Source organism: Agrobacterium sp. GW821-FHT02D03 (assembly GCF_059421725.1).
In genome coordinates this window covers 494,238-509,440 of record NZ_JBWKVN010000001.1, presented here as the reverse complement: position 1 = coordinate 509,440, position 15,203 = coordinate 494,238, and the positions used below count along the sequence as shown (strand labels likewise).

Below are 15,203 nucleotides of genomic sequence, written 5' to 3'. Positions count from 1 at the left end.
CCGAATCAGCCGGAAACGTGTGGTGTCTCCAAGGCACCCCCACGCCCGACAGCCCGCTTAATAGTTGATCTTTTCCCGCCGAAACCCAAGTCCGATCAAACGGCCAGCCAGATGGGCGAGAAGCGGAAAGCGCATGATGGCGCGCACGAAGGCGGGCGGGCCTTTGGCCTTGGGGGCCGCCTCGTGATCCTTGCGGTTCTTGCTGCGCATCATCAATTGCAGCTTTTGGGTTGCCTTAGTGGGAAAAGTCCGGCGCTGTTCGATCGCAGCCAGATCGTCGTCGGAGATTGAGCCTTTGTCACGCAGAGCCGGCACCAGAATATTGGCCGCCGCCACCGCATCCTGAATGGCGAGATTGACGCCCACACCGCCAATCGGCGACATGGCGTGCGCGGCGTCGCCGATGCAGATCAAGCCGGGCTTCCACCATTGCGTCAGCCGGTCGATGCGGACGGTGAGAAGATACACATCGTCGAAGCTCTTGATCTCCTGCAGCCGATCGGCGGGCAGCGGGCAGACCTCGGCGACGCGCGTGCGGAAAGCTTCGATGCCTTTCTCGCTGATCTCGGAATAGACGCCGCGGCGCACCACATAGCCGCATTGCCAGTAGTCTCCACGATCGATCAGCACGAAGCCCTGCTGCGGGCCGGCATGGCCCATGGTCTCGTTGGGATCGCCCGGCTGTTTCGAAAGCCGCATCCACAGAACTTCCGTCGGAACGCCGAAGCGCTCGACATGCAGCCCGGCCTTGTCGCGCACCGTGGAATTGCGGCCATCGGCACCAACGACCAGATCGGCCTTCACGGTAAGGACGCCGGAGGGCGTGGAGAGCTTGAGGCCGCTCACCTTCCCCTTGGTCTCGATAAGGTCGCTGACAGCCGCATTGTGCAACAGGCGGAAGCTCTCGAACTGTCCGGCCTTGCCAGCGAGAAAGTTCAAAAAATCCCATTGCGGCATGAAGGCGATGAACTTGTGTTTGACCGGCAGCCAGGAGAAATCCGCGATGGTGCGCTTGTGACCGCCAACATCCGCATGCAGCTTCTCCGCCTTGGTATGCGGCAGCGCCAGAAATTCCTGGGCAAAACCCAGTTGCTCGATGAGTGCAATCGTCGAGGGGTGGATCGTATCGCCGCGAAAATCGCGCAGAAAATCGCCATGCTTTTCGATGACGGTGACATCGATCCCCGCCCGCGCCAGAAGCAGACCGAGCATCATGCCCGCCGGCCCACCGCCGACGATGGCAACCGTGGTCTCTATCGCCTGGGCGTCGTCGTGGTCGTCGCTTGGCATGGCAATGTCCTGTGTCATCATGCCTGATCGGCAGGCGGAAGCGGCGTGTTCTTCGGATAGGGCCAGCCCTTGATCAAACGGAACAACCATTCCTTGCGCGCGAAGATAAAGGCGAAGAGCATGGCCGTCCAGATGCCGAGCAGAAGGCCCGCCGCCACATCGCTTGGATAATGCGCCCCGACGATCACCCGCGAAACGCCGATGACGAGCGCCAGCGCCATGAACACATAGCGAAAGCGCGGGATCAGCATGGCAAAGGCGCCGAAGAAGGCACCCGCCGCCGTGGAATGGCCGGAGGGAAAGCTCTCATAGAGATTGTCGCCGGTAAATGGCGTCAGGCTGTAGGCGCCGATCTCGGCATAGAGTTCGGGACGTCCACGACCAATCAGGAATTTCAAAAGATGCACGAAGATGCTGGCGCTGCCGATCGTCAGGAAGAAATAGGCAAAGAGCCGCCATGCGGTGCGCAGCCTCCCCGAATAGGGGCTCGCCAGGAAAAAGCGCGCGGCAATATAGGCAAGGATGGCAAAGAGCCCGGTGCTGTAGAGCATCCAGCGAAAGGTGCCAAAATCGGTGATCGCCTCGTTGAAGCCGACGATTGAGCCGGGAAGCGCCTGCGCCCGCTCCGAGATGCGCGGATCGAAGGGAATGAAAACAAGCACCAGCAACAGGGTGATGACGAAAATCCAGCCGCTGGAGATCAAAAATCGCTTCATGAAAATCCTCTATTTATCAATGCCGTATCCAATGCGTCAGGGCGCGTCGCATCAAGCCACACAACCTGCATGCTCACACCATTATTGGCAAGCGACGCACGCAGATGTCATCGGTGAGGAAGAGGACGCAATAGTGGCGAAAAATCGCTGACAGGCTTTGACCTTGTTCTGCCCCGGTTTCGCTTGTAGAGCCATGAGGTAACAGTTTCCACCAAAGCCGGATTTCACATGACACGCCAAAAGGGCAGCAACCCGCCTGAAAAACTGACCGTCCTCGGCGCCACCGGCTCAATTGGAACGAACACGCTGGATGTCATCCGCCAGCTTGGCGGACGCGATCGCTTCGAGATATTGGGGCTGACAGGGGCAGGTAATGTGGCGTTGCTGGCTGAACAGGCGCGCGAACTTGGCGTGAAGCTCGCCGTCACCGCCGATGACGAAAAATATGCCGAACTGAAAGACGCACTGGCCGGAAGCGGCATTGCCGTCGCATCGGGCAAAAGCGGCTTGCAGGAAGCCGCAAGCCTGGAGGCCGATTGGGTCATGGCGGCGATTGCCGGCACACCCGGGCTTGAACCGACGCTCACAGCCGCGCGTCGCGGTGCCAATATCGCACTCGCCAACAAAGAGTGCCTCGTCACCGGCGGCGATGTCTTCATCTCCACCATGCGCGAGGGCAGCGGCACGCTGATTCCGGTCGATAGCGAACACAGCGCCATCTTCCAGTGCCTGGAGCCTCAGAACCGCGACAAGGTGGAGCGCATCGTCCTCACCGCATCCGGCGGCCCGTTCCGCACCTGGAGCCGCGAGCAGATGGATGGCGTCACCGCCGAGATCGCGCGCGCCCATCCCAACTGGTCCATGGGCTTGAAAGTCTCGATTGGCAGTGCCTCCATGTTCAACAAGGCGCTGGAAATGATCGAGGCGAAATATCTTTTCGACCTTGAGCCCTCGCAGATCGAAGTGATCGTCCATCCGCAATCCATCATTCATTCCATGGTGGCCTATACCGACGGTTCGGTCATCGCCCAGCTCGGCTGCCCGGATATGCGCACGGCGATCGCCTATGCCCTGACCTATCCCGGCCGCGGCACGCTCGATGTCGAGCGATTGGATTTTGCCAAGCTGGCACGGCTGGATTTCGAGGCACCGGACGAGGACCGTTTCCCCTCGATCAGGCTCGCGCGTCTGGCGCTGCAACGCGGCGGCGTGCAGGGTGCTGTATTGAACGCCGCAGAGGAAACCGCCTTTCACGCCTTCGTCGATGGCAAGATCGGCTTCTTGCACATGGCCGATACGGTCGAATCCGTCATGGAGCGGATGAATGATGGCAGGCCAGCCGATACGATCGAAGCCATTCTGGCCGCCGACGCGCAAGCCCGCGCTTATGCCGAGGATGTGATCCGGCAGAAGCAGAAGGCCGCGTAGGGCCTCTCCTCACAGTGATCGACAGGACGACAACCCGGTGGACGCCATCGGGCGCATAGCTGTGCGTAAAATGTCGATCCCGACTTGCCACGCCCCAGCTTTCTCGTTATGTCGCGTCTTGTTACGTTATTACATCACAAATGAGGAAACACGATGAAACTCACGCAAGCCCTCGCCCTCTCCGTCAGCGCGTTGCTGCTTCTGTCCACTGCCGCCGTGGCACAGGAGAAATCAGCGCCGGCAAAGTCCGAAAGCCACAACCACGCCCATAACCATTCCCACGGGCACTCGCACGGCTCCAGCGACGTCTATAAGGGCTACTTCGAGGACAGCGCCGTGAAGGAGCGCCCGCTCTCCGATTGGGAAGGCGATTGGCAGTCGGTCTATCCCTATCTCGTGGATGGCACGCTCGATCCGGTGATGCAGCACAAGGCCGAGCACGGCAAGAAGAGCGCCAAGGCGTTTCGTGAGGAATATGATGTCGGCTACAAGACCGACGTCAACCGCATCACCATCAAGGGCGACGACGTGACCTTCTATCGGGACGGCGAGGCCACAGAAGGCAAGTATGCCAGCGACGGCTATGAGATCCTGACCTACAAGAAGGGAAATCGCGGCGTTCGCTACATCTTCAAGAAGACCGGCGGCGATGCATCAGCACCACAATACATCCAGTTCAGCGACCACACCATCGCGCCGCAAAAGGCTGGCCACTACCACCTCTACTGGGGTGATGACCGCGCCACGGTGCTGAAGGAACTGACCAATTGGCCGACCTACTACCCGTCGTCCCTGTCGGGCAAGGAGATCGTCCGGGAGATGCTTGAGCACTAAAATTTAAAAAGGGGCGCAGCCGGCAAGCTGCGCCCCTTTTCAGACAGATGAGGTGACGATCAGGCAACAGCCCGCGCCAGCGCGCAACGCGACCACAGCTGATGAAGCGCACCGACCAGACCTTCGAGATCCGCATTGGTGTGAAGCGGGGTCGGCGTGATGCGCAGACGCTCCGTCTTGCGCGGCACGGTCGGATAATTGATCGGCTGCACATAGACGCCATGGTCATCGAGCAGGATATCGGAAATCCATTTGCACTTGGCGGCATCACCCACCATCACCGGAACGATGTGGCTGGGGTTTGCCATATGCGGAATACCGCTCGCGTCCAGCATGGAACGCAGCGTGCGCACGCGCTCCTGATGACGGGCGCGCTCGAAGGGGCTGGCCTTCAGGTGCTGGATCGAAGCCACGGCACCGGCTGCCAGGGACGGCGGAAGCGCCGTGGTGAAGATGAAACCGGAGGCGAAAGAACGGATGAAGTCGCAGAGCGCTTCCGACGCTGCAATATAGCCGCCCATCACACCGAAAGCCTTGCCGAGTGTACCTTCGATGATCGTCAGGCGGTCCATCAGGCCTTCGCGCTCGGCGATGCCGCCACCGCGCGGGCCATACATGCCGACCGCATGCACTTCATCAAGATAGGTCATGGCGCCGTACCTGTCGGCGAGATCGCAGATCTCCTTGATCGGCGAAATATCGCCATCCATGGAATAGACCGATTCGAAGGCGATCAGCTTCGGTGCTGCCGGATCGGCGGCCTTCAGCTTGGCTTCCAGATCTTCGAGATCGTTGTGCTTCCAGATGACCTTCTCGCAACGGCCGTAACGAATGCCTTCGATCATCGAGGCATGGTTCAGCGCGTCCGAGAAGATGATCAGGCCAGGGATCTTCTGACCAAGCGTACCAAGCGTCGCCCAGTTGGAGATGTAACCGGAGGTGAAGATCAACGCCGATTCCTTGCCGTGCAGATCGGCAAGTTCGCGCTCGAGTTTGACGTGATAATGGCTGGTGCCAGAGATATTCCGGGTGCCTCCCGCACCCGCGCCACAGTGATCGATCGCGGCTTTCATCGCCTCGATCACCTTGGGGTTCTGACCCATGCCGAGATAGTCGTTGGAGCACCAGACCGTGACGTCGCGCTTTTCACCATCGGCGGTGTAACGGGTTGCCTTCGGAAAATGTCCCTGTTGCCGCTCGAGGTCGGCAAAAACGCGGTAGCGGCCTTCCGAATGCAAGCCATCCAGTTCGGTCTTGAAATATGCCTCGAAGTCCATTCCATGCTCCAGAATACGTGCAAGCGTTTTCGGTCCACCTCCTTGAACCGTCAACCCCCTTGACGCCGATATTGCATCGCTGCGTCAATTCGCCTCCACTTTTGAACCGTTCCAATATTCTTATAAGACTCTAAAGGAATGACAAACTTGATTCATGTCAAACTGCTAAAAAATTTGGAACCTTTTCATCGACGCGCCGTTGAGTAGGGCACAATCGATTGACCAGGGGAGCGCAGCCTTAAATGGGGGCTTCCACAGTAACACTCGACTTGTTAGATATCTGCAGCGGTCGGAGGTAGCAGTCGCCGCAGATGTATTGGGACGCCTACCGAGAGCCATCGAGCTCAAATGTAACGTGGAGAGAGTTCATGAAGAAGGCTGTTGTTTTTGCTGTTATGGGTCTGGCGCTCGCAAGCTGCACGCAGACTGAAAAGACCACTGGTGGCGGCGCAGTGATCGGTGCGCTGGCTGGTGGCGCTATTACCGGTAACGTGCGCGGCGCGGCAGTCGGCGGTCTGATTGGTGGCGCGACGGGCTACCTTATCGGTCGCGCGTCTGAGCCGGGCTATTGCTACTATCGCGACCAGTACGGTCAGCGTTACACGGCACGTTGCCGCTAAGGCGTGGCACAATTGCATCAGAAGCCCCGGCAAAAACCGGGGCTTTTTTGTTTCCACATGCATGTGACCGTTTTTGGGGTGCCCCCTGTCTCTGATTTATGATTAAATTTAAGGGTATCAGCAACCAGCGTAAAACGGCAAAGCCGTTGTCTGCGCCGCAGGACTGCGACGAACGGGAGGCGGAGCGCGCGATTTGTTTTGGATCGCCACGCGCTTTAACGAAGGATAAACGGGCGGGAGCAATAATAAATGCTCAACCATAAAGCAGCGTATGCCAAACAAGCGGACTGACCAACGGAAGAGTATTGCGTACTGGAGGGCAGGCACTGCATTGGCGGTGGCGGCAGCCGTTACCTGTTCTCCGGGTTTCGTGCGCGAGGCCTTCGCGTTGAAGATCTTCGGCATCCAGCTGTGGGGATCCGACGACGACAAAGAGAATGAAGTTCTCAATCCCGTCAAATTTACCGTGACCCTCAACACGCCGGGTGCCGACAGCAAGCTGCGCGACAGTCTGGAAAAGAGTTCTCTTCTGGTCGCAGAGCCGGACAAGCCGGCATCGGGCGATCTTGGGCTTTTGATCCGCGCCAAGGACGATCGCGATAGGCTGGTTGCGGCCCTTTATGAGAACGCGCGCTATGGCGGCATCGTCAAGATCACCATTGCCGGGCAGGATATCGATTCCATTCCGCCCGTTCCGACCTTCAACACCTCTGGGCCTGTGCCGATCGTTATCGATGTGACGCCGGGACCGGTCTTCACGCTCGGCACCGTACGATTTGAGGGTGAAGTGGGCGGGCACACCCCTGCTGAATATGGTCTCGTGACCGGCGGAGACGCGGGCTCCCTTGCCATCATTCGCGCCGGCAACAAGCTGATTGAAGATCTGAAATCCGAAAGCCGGCCCTTTGCCAAGCTGACCAAGCGCGAGGCCGTCGCCAACCACGCCAACAACACAGTCGATCTGACCATGGTGGCAGAAGCCGGCCCCATCGCCGCAACGGGGGATGTGACGGTCAAAGGCGACCGGGCCGTTGATGCCGACTTCATCCGCCGATACTCGCGCTTGAACAGCGGCGAGCCCTACTCGCCGGAAAGACTGCGCAAGGCCTCCGACCGCCTGCGCAAGCTCGGTGTCTTTTCCAGCATCTCCATCAAGGAAGCCAACACGCTGGCCCCGAACGGAACATTGCCGCTGACCATTGAAGTCTCGGAAGGCAAGTTCCGCTATTTCGGCGTCGGCGCGCAGTATTCAACCACCGAAGGCGCTGGCTTGCAGGGCTATTGGGGCCACCGGAACCTCTTTGGAAAAGCCGAGTCGCTCCGCATCGAAGGTGCCGTCACGCGCCTTGGGGAAGCGTCCACCGTTCAGGACATGGATTATTCCGCCGGCATCACCTTCGTGAAGCCCGGGATCTTCACGCCTGAGACCACCTTCACCGCGAGCCTGAAGGCCAAGACCGAGCATCCGGACAGCTACGACGCCCAGACGGTCACGGCCTATGCCGGCTTTGCCTATGATTTCAACGACTACGACACCGCATCTGCCGGTCTCGAAGTCGAGTGGGAAAACACCGAGGATGCGTTCGGTGAAAACCAGTATCTGACGACTTCGGTCCCCCTGGAATTTGTCCGCGACAAGCGCAATGACAAGCTCAACCCGACGCAGGGCTTCCGCGCTTCAATTGCGGCCACGCCAAGCTATGAAGCCTTGAACGGCACGATCTTCAGCTCACTCGAAGGCTCGACCACCGGCTATCTCGGCCTCGGCTCGGATGATCAGGTGGTGCTGGCGGGCAAGCTTGCAGGCGGCGTGCTGGTTGGCGGCGGCTCGTTGGAAGACATTCCCACCACACGCCGCTTCTTTGCGGGCGGTGGCGGCTCGGTGCGCGGTTACAGTTACCAGGAAATCTCGCCCTATGCGGCCAATGGCGAAGCGACCGGCGGACGCTCCTATATCGTCACATCGCTGGAGGCACGCATCAAGGTGACCGAGACCATCGGCATCGTGCCCTTCGTCGACGCGGGCATCGTCTCCCCCGAGATCACCCCGGATTTTTCCGATATCCGTGCTGGCGCCGGCATTGGCCTTCGCTATCAGACACCTTTTGGACCCTTGCGTCTTGATGTCGCCATGCCGCTGGAGAAATATCCAAACGGCAGCAGCTTCGGCATCTACGCCGGTATCGGACAAGCCTTCTGAAGCTGAAGAAGGTACAGCCAACCACGCCGGGCTTGGCCTCTCAAAGGCACAATGTCCACATCTGTCACGACGACGAAGCGAAGTGTAGATTATCCTTCATGACCATCCTGATTCGATTGCTGAAGTGGTTCGCCTATATCGCGCTCGGGGCTGTCGCCCTTCTTGCGGTGGTGGTTCTTTTCCTGGGCTTGAGCCCCTTCGGCGCACGTTTCGTAGCAGACGAAGTCTCACGGCTTGCCTCCAGCAAGGATCGGACGATCACCATTTCGCCGCCGGAAGGCCTATTGAGCGGCAGGCTGCGGCTGGACACGGTGACGATTGCCGATCGGGATGGCCCCTACGCCAAGCTCAACGGCGTCGAGCTCGACTGGTCGCCGCTCGATCTCCTGACCGGTAAATTCCATGCCGAGAAGCTGACAGCCGCCACTATCACCGTCGATCGTCTCCCTCTTCCATCGACGGAACCGGCCGATCAGAGTTCCGGCAGCTTTACCCTGCCTGTCGAAGTGGCCATTGACGATCTCTCCCTGCCGAATATCGAACTCGGCCAAAAGCTTGCCGGCCGTCCGTTCTCGCTCAGCGCATCCGGCCATGGCTATGCCGCATCCGATACGATCACAGCCTCCCTCTCCGTCACCCGCAAGGATGAACAGCGCGCTTCGATCGACGCCGACTTCGCCTATGTTCCGGGCGAGAACGTGCTGAAACTCAAGGCGCTGTTGAACGAACCGGAAGGCGGTCTGCTCGCCAATCTGCTGCGTCTTCCCGGCGCTCCCGCCGTCTCCATCGACCTCAATGGCGATGGACCGCTGTCGGACTGGACGGGCAAGCTCGTCGGCTCCGTTGGCGGAAACCAGGTCCTAACGCTTGATGGCCGTCATAGCCTGGCATCCGATGGAACGCGCCGGATCACGCTGCGGGGCGGCGGGGAGCCGGATCGGCTGCTTCCGCCACTGATGCGCCAGCTCTTTACCGGAGAGACCAAGATCGACCTTGCCACATCAATTTCGCCAGAAGGACGCATCAGCGTCGAAAGCGGCAATCTGGAAACCGGCGCTCTGATCCTGACGGCCTCCGGCAGCATCGATCCGCAAGGCCAGAACGATCTGACCGCCAATCTGATCGGCACCAACGGCCCCGTCGATGTGCGCCTGCCGCTCGGGCAGGATGAAGTCCAGGCGCTGGTCGATGGCATCGATCTCAGCCTGCGCGGCAATGCCGATGCGGCCAGATTGAACACGGTCGTGTCGCTGCGCTCGCTCACCGCGCCGCAAGGCACGCTTCAGGGTGTGAAGCTGACCGCAACCAGCGACGATCTGAATGTCGCCAGCCGCACCGGTACGATCCGCACGCTGCTTGCCGTCGATCAGTCGGCGCTGACCGCGCCCGATCTGGAGCGCGCCATCAAGGCACCGTTGAAGCTCAGCGCGCCCTTGCGCGTCTCACCGCAATCCATCGCCTTTGAAGGCGCCACACTGGAAAGCGCCAGCATCGGCGGCACGGCAAGTGGCTCCTACGATCTCACCGAAGGCCGCGTCTCATCGAACCTGCGCCTCTTCGTGCTGCCGTCGGTACTGCCGACTGGTCTGTCTGAGAAATTCGACGGAACGATTGCGATTGACGGCTATGTCAACAGCCTCATCGGCGGCGCGACCAGCCTTGAAAACCTTGTGGTGAAGTCGAGCACGCTTGAAGCCAATGGCGATGTGACCCTCGACAATGGCACGATCGGTGCAAAACTCTCCGGCCGCCTGCCCTCGCTGCAGAAGCTGTCACCGCAGGCGCAAGGGTCGCTTGACTTTTCGCTAGAGGCAAACGGCCCGATCAATGCGGCGGATTTCACCGCCAATCTCTCAGCCACCCGTGCAACATTGGCCGGACGCTCACTGCAATCGCTCAAGGTTTCCGCCAGCGGCAAGGCGGATGTCGCAGCCCCGCAAGCCAAGTTCCAGGCGACCGGTACGCTCGACAACCAGCCGATCGATGCCTCTGCCGCGCTTGTGCAGACGGGTGAAGGCACGGCCATTCCGGAGCTGAACGTCAAGGTCGGCCCGAATGTCTTGACCGGCAAGCTGCAACTGACGCCGCAATTCCTGCCATCCGGCGACCTTTTCTTCGATTTTCCCGATATCTCACTGCTGGCAGCGCTCGCCGCCCAGCAGGCAAGCGGTGACCTGAAGGGCGATGTCGCCATCAGCAATACCAATGACAAGATTGCCGCCACCATTCGCGCCAGCGGCAACACATTACGGCAGGGCACCACGACGATTGCCGGACTGGTGGCCGATCTGAAGGTGGACGATCTTCTGGCGCTCGCCATCAACGGCAATGTAAAGGCGGACAAGATCGATGCGGGTGCTGCGGTCCTCTCCGGGATCACGCTTGATATCGATCATGCGGCCAACGCCACCACATTCGATCTGAACGGTCGTTATGACAATGCGCCGCTTGTGCTCAAGGGTCGGGCAAACACCGGTGCCTCGCCAATGACAGTCTCCGTGGACGCCTTCTCGGCAACGCCGCGCGGGATTCCGGTGCGGCTTGCCGCCCCCACTGTGATCGCCATCGAAAACGGCGCTGCCCGTATCGCCGGTCTCACCATCCAGACAGGCAACGGGCGTGTCGATGTCAACGGGACGGCTGGGTCGACGCTCGATCTCAACGTTGCCATCCGCGCGCTGCCCGCCAATCTTGCCAATGCCTTTTCGCCAGGGCTCGATGCGGCAGGCACCATTTCCGGCACGGTCGTGGCAAAAGGGGCAGCGACCGATCCGGCTGTCGATTACGATCTGACCTGGTCGGACGCAGCCGTGGCCCAGACGCGCGCCGCAGGCCTTGGTCCCTTGGGCATCAAGGCGAATGGCCGTTATGCGGGACAGACGGTGCGGCTTGATACGACGCTTTCCGCAGGCGGCGGCCTGGCGCTGTCCGGTGGCGGCACCCTCGGCCTTGCTGGTGACCGGCCGCTTGCCATGAGCTTCAAGGGCAATATTCCCTTTGCCGCGCTCGCAGCCCAGACATCCGCCCAGGGCTTCGTTGTCAACGGCTCCGCCGCTGTCGATATTCGCATCGAAGGTACCGCAACCGCACCCTCGGTAACGGGCACGATCACCACGGACGGCGCCCGCGTGACCGATGTTCGGCGCAATCTGACCATCAACAATATAGCCGCGACGATCAGCTTCAACCGCGATGTCGCCACCATTTCGCGGCTCACCGGCGCCATGTCAGGCGGTGGAACGCTCTCGGGCTCCGGCACCATCGGCATCAATCCCGGCGCTGGTTTCCCGGCCGATCTCAGCCTCACGCTGAACCGCGCCACATACGTGGACGGTACGCTGTTCTCCACCCAGGCCAGCGGCACAGTGACGTTGAAGGGGCCGGTGCTGACCTCGCCCATGCTGGCCGGAACGATCACGCTGGATAAGAGCGCCATCACCATCCCTGAGCGCCTGCCGGCCTCGCTGACGGAAATCGACATCAAGCACAAGAACGCACCTCCTGCGGTCCGGCGCCAGGATGCGGAACTGCGGGCCGACCAGGGTGGCGACGGCACCTCCTCCTCCATTGGTCTCGATCTTCAGATCAATGCGCCAAGTGGCATCTTCGTGCGCGGTCGTGGTGTCGACGCCGAGCTGAACGGCAATCTGACGGTGCGCGGCACGGCGGCGAACCCACAGGTCTCTGGCGGTTTCACCATGCGCCGCGGCCGGTTGGAAATTCTGACCCGTCGACTCGATTTCACCAATGGCGACATCACGTTCGGCGGCGGCCTGATCCCCGTTCTCAATATGTCTGCCGATTCCACCGTAGGCTCCAACACCGTAACGGTCACCGTCAGCGGCAATGCCAACGATCCGTCCTTTGCCTTCAGCTCCTCTCCCGCGCTGCCGCAGGACGAGATCATGGCGCAGCTGATCTTCGGCCAGTCCATGTCGAAACTCTCGCCCTTGCAGATTGCACGGCTTGCGGATGCGGCAAGTCAGCTGGCCGGCGGTCGCTCCACCTCCCTGTTCGACAGCCTGCGCAGCAATCTCGGCATTGACGATCTTGATATCTCCACCGACGCCGAGGGGCGCGCGCGTGTCTCCGCCGGCAAATATATCAATGACAGAACCTATCTCGAGCTGGAGCAGAGCGGCGATTCCGGCGCCAAGGCGATCATCAATCTCGATGTCGGCCGGGGCGTGAAACTGCGCGGTTCCGCGGGCGCAGATGGAGAAGGCGCCGCCGGCATCTTCTACGAGAAAGAATATTGATCAACTTATGCGTGAACCATGAGATTTAAGGTGGTAACGTTAAGAGAATAGTCAAACTTTTTGAAATTCAGAGATTCTTAAATTTGATGGGCTAAAACAATTGTTGTTGCCCTGAACCATCCGCGCCGGTTGCGCTTAAGGCTCTTGTCTGCACGCAACGCAATAGTGGTGTGACCTTGCGGTTGAACCGTGAGTGATGGAGTTCACTGAATGCTTTCTCTTCCTGGAACCCATGCCAAGGCGGTTCTAGCCGCTCTTGGTCGTTCTTTGGCGATTATCGAATTTGATACTTCGGGAAAAATCCTGTCTGCGAATGAGAATTTCTGCACCGCGATGGGTTACACGGCCGATCAGGTGATCGGCAAGCACCACAGCATGTTCTGCGAACCGTCCTACGCAAACAGCGATGATTACAGGCAGTTCTGGAAAAATCTCGCGGCTGGCCGTTTCGACAAGCGTCAGTATAAGCGGATCGCCAATGGCGGACACGAAGTCTGGATCGAGGCCTCCTACAATCCGGTCATGGCCGGCGGTAGCGTCAAGAGCGTCGTCAAGCTTGCAACCGTCATCACCGAAACGAAGCGGAAAGCGTCCGAAGATGCCGGGAAGCTGGAGGCGATTTCGCGTGTGCAGGCCATCATCGAATTCACCCCGACCGGCAACATCATCACAGCGAACCAGAATTTCCTCGATGCCGTCGGCTACAAACTTGAAGAAATTCAGGGAAAGCATCACCGCATTTTCTGCGAAGACAGCGTCCGCAACGATCCGTCCTACAACGAATTCTGGAGGACTCTGGCTGGCGGCACATTTACCGCAGCCGAGTACAAGCGCTTAAGCAAAAGCGGCAAGCCGATCTGGATCCAGGCATCCTACAATCCGATCTTCGATGAGAACGGCAAGGTGTTCAAGATCGTCAAATATGCGACCGACGTGACCGATCGCGTTGTGGCTGTGGACGATCTTGCCGCCAGCCTGACGGCATTGTCGAATGGTGACCTGACAGGCACGATCTCCGTGCCCTTTACCCCCACGCTGGAAAAAGTCCGCCACGATCTCAACGCCTCGCTGGAAAAGCTTCAAGGCGCCATGCGCGATGTGGCGAAAAGCACCAGCAGCATTACCATGGGTGCGCGTGAAATCAGCGACGCCACCGACAACCTTGCGCGGCGCACTGAACAGCAGGCGGCGGCACTTGAACAAACCTCTGCGGCATTGCACGAGATCACCCGCACCGTGGCGCAAAACGCCGAACGTGCCGAAGAATCAGGCCGCCTCGTTGCCAATACCAAGGCCGATGCGGAACAGTCCGGCCTCATCGTCGGCAAGGCAATCGATGCCATGGGCCGCATCTCGCAATCCTCGAATGAAATCGGCAACATCATCGGCGTCATCGACGACATTGCCTTCCAGACCAACCTGCTTGCACTGAACGCCGGTGTCGAAGCGGCACGCGCCGGGGAAGCGGGCAAGGGCTTTGCGGTCGTGGCGCAGGAAGTACGTGAACTGGCGCAGCGCTCGGCCAATGCGGCAAAAGAGATCAAGACGCTGATCAACACCTCCGCGTCGCAGGTAAAGGAAGGCGTCGATCTCGTCGGCGAGACCGGCAACGCGCTGAGCAAGATCGTCGGCCAGGTGGCGGAGATCGACACCAATGTCGCGGCGATCGTCGAGACGGCGCATGACCAGGCCAATGGCATCAAGGAAATCAACCACGCGGTTGAAGCCATGGACACCAACACCCAGCAAAATGCCGCGATGGTGGAGCAGACGACCGCCTCCAGCCACGGCCTCGCGCATGAAGCGCATGTCCTGCACGAACTTCTCGCGCAATTTAGATTTGAGAAACATTCTTCTGTTACGAATCAACCAGTGAAGCTGGAACAAAGAACGCCCGTTGCGCGCGCTCCGGAGAGGAAGCCGAAACCCGCGGTCTACGCGACATCCGGTTCTCTGGCTCTGGCTCCGACACAAAAGGATTGGGAAGAATTCTGATGGCAATGATCAACTCGACAAACTTCGGCGGCGAAACCCTCGAAATCATAGCGTTTCGTCTTCACGATCAGGAATTCTGCGTCAAGACGACCACGATCCGCGAAATCCGCGGCTGGGCACCGTCCACGCCTATCCCGCATGCGCCACCGGATGTGATCGGCGTCATGAACCTGCGCGGCTCGGTCATTCCGATCATCGACCTTGCCTACAAGCTTGGCATGACGAGCACGGTTGCCAATGAGCGCAGCGCCATCGTCGTTGCCGAAGTGCATAACATGGTCATCGGCATGCTGGTCGACCGCGTCTCCGACATTCTGACCATCCCGGCGAGCCAGGTTCAGCCAGTTCCGGAAGTCTCCGCCTCCTTTGACAAGTCCTTCTCCGAAGGCATCATTGCCAACGAACATGGCATGATCTGCTTCCTGAACCTCGCCAAGATGTTCAAGGGAACCGATATGGATGAACTGGCCGCCTGATCAGCGCCTCATCTTTAAGACCAATCATCAAAGCCGTGCGGACACCTCCGCGCGGCTTTTTGCTTTTCCCTGGAGGCCTTGCGGAGCGAGACACCGGAAAGATCCCGC

General features: G+C 59.7%; 10 protein-coding genes. 7 read left to right on the top strand and 3 right to left on the bottom strand.

What is annotated here, in order from left to right; translation table 11 throughout:
• Positions 1-57: 57 nt before the first annotated feature.
• Both AC07U5_RS02315 and AC07U5_RS02310 read right to left on the bottom strand, forming a co-directional pair.
• Positions 58-1,308, bottom strand: coding sequence for an FAD-dependent oxidoreductase (locus AC07U5_RS02315; RefSeq protein WP_494722179.1), 1,251 nt, complete (start codon positions 1,306-1,308; stop codon positions 58-60).
• The gene (locus tag AC07U5_RS02310) at positions 1,308-2,006 is read right to left on the bottom strand and encodes a phosphatase PAP2 family protein (RefSeq protein ID WP_494722178.1); all 699 of its coding nucleotides are present in this window, start codon (positions 2,004-2,006) and stop codon (positions 1,308-1,310) included. Before AC07U5_RS02310 ends, AC07U5_RS02315 begins: the two co-directional genes overlap by 1 nt.
• Positions 2,007-2,234: 228 nt before the next feature.
• Here AC07U5_RS02310 and dxr point away from each other — a divergent pair, with 228 nt between their 5' ends.
• Positions 2,235-3,434 (top strand): 1-deoxy-D-xylulose-5-phosphate reductoisomerase, encoded by a 1,200-nt coding sequence (gene dxr / locus AC07U5_RS02305; RefSeq protein WP_494722177.1) that lies wholly within the window; start codon positions 2,235-2,237, stop codon positions 3,432-3,434.
• A gap of 153 nt (positions 3,435-3,587) precedes the next feature.
• Positions 3,588-4,268 (top strand): metal-binding protein ZinT, encoded by a 681-nt coding sequence (locus AC07U5_RS02300; protein WP_494722176.1) that lies wholly within the window; start codon positions 3,588-3,590, stop codon positions 4,266-4,268.
• 59 nt (positions 4,269-4,327) lie between these two features.
• Here AC07U5_RS02300 and hemA read toward each other — a convergent pair whose 3' ends face one another.
• Positions 4,328-5,545: a 5-aminolevulinate synthase gene (gene hemA, locus AC07U5_RS02295; RefSeq protein ID WP_144622598.1), complete on the bottom strand. Its 1,218-nt coding sequence runs from the start codon at positions 5,543-5,545 to the stop codon at positions 4,328-4,330.
• A 368-nt stretch (positions 5,546-5,913) separates the two neighbouring features.
• On the opposite strand from hemA, the gene AC07U5_RS02290 reads away from it, so the two are divergent.
• The 5 genes from AC07U5_RS02290 to AC07U5_RS02270 all read left to right on the top strand — a co-directional run bounded on the left by AC07U5_RS02290 (position 5,914) and on the right by AC07U5_RS02270 (position 15,095).
• The gene (locus AC07U5_RS02290) at positions 5,914-6,165 is read left to right on the top strand and encodes a YMGG-like glycine zipper-containing protein (RefSeq protein ID WP_062424864.1); all 252 of its coding nucleotides are present in this window, start codon (positions 5,914-5,916) and stop codon (positions 6,163-6,165) included.
• Positions 6,166-6,436: 271 nt separating this feature from the next.
• A complete protein-coding gene (locus tag AC07U5_RS02285) occupies positions 6,437-8,365 on the top strand; it encodes an autotransporter assembly complex protein TamA (RefSeq protein ID WP_494722175.1) in 1,929 nt (642 codons plus the stop codon).
• 98 nt (positions 8,366-8,463) lie between these two features.
• Positions 8,464-12,624 (top strand): translocation/assembly module TamB domain-containing protein, encoded by a 4,161-nt coding sequence (locus AC07U5_RS02280; protein ID WP_494722174.1) that lies wholly within the window; start codon positions 8,464-8,466, stop codon positions 12,622-12,624.
• 210 nt (positions 12,625-12,834) lie between these two features.
• Positions 12,835-14,619 carry a methyl-accepting chemotaxis protein gene (locus tag AC07U5_RS02275; RefSeq protein ID WP_494722173.1) on the top strand — a complete coding sequence of 595 codons (1,785 nt, stop codon included), beginning with the start codon at positions 12,835-12,837 and terminating at the stop codon, positions 14,617-14,619.
• Positions 14,619-15,095: a chemotaxis protein CheW gene (locus AC07U5_RS02270; RefSeq protein WP_062424868.1), complete on the top strand. Its 477-nt coding sequence runs from the start codon at positions 14,619-14,621 to the stop codon at positions 15,093-15,095. The genes AC07U5_RS02275 and AC07U5_RS02270 overlap by 1 nt, the downstream gene beginning before the upstream one ends.
• Positions 15,096-15,203 lie beyond the last annotated feature (108 nt).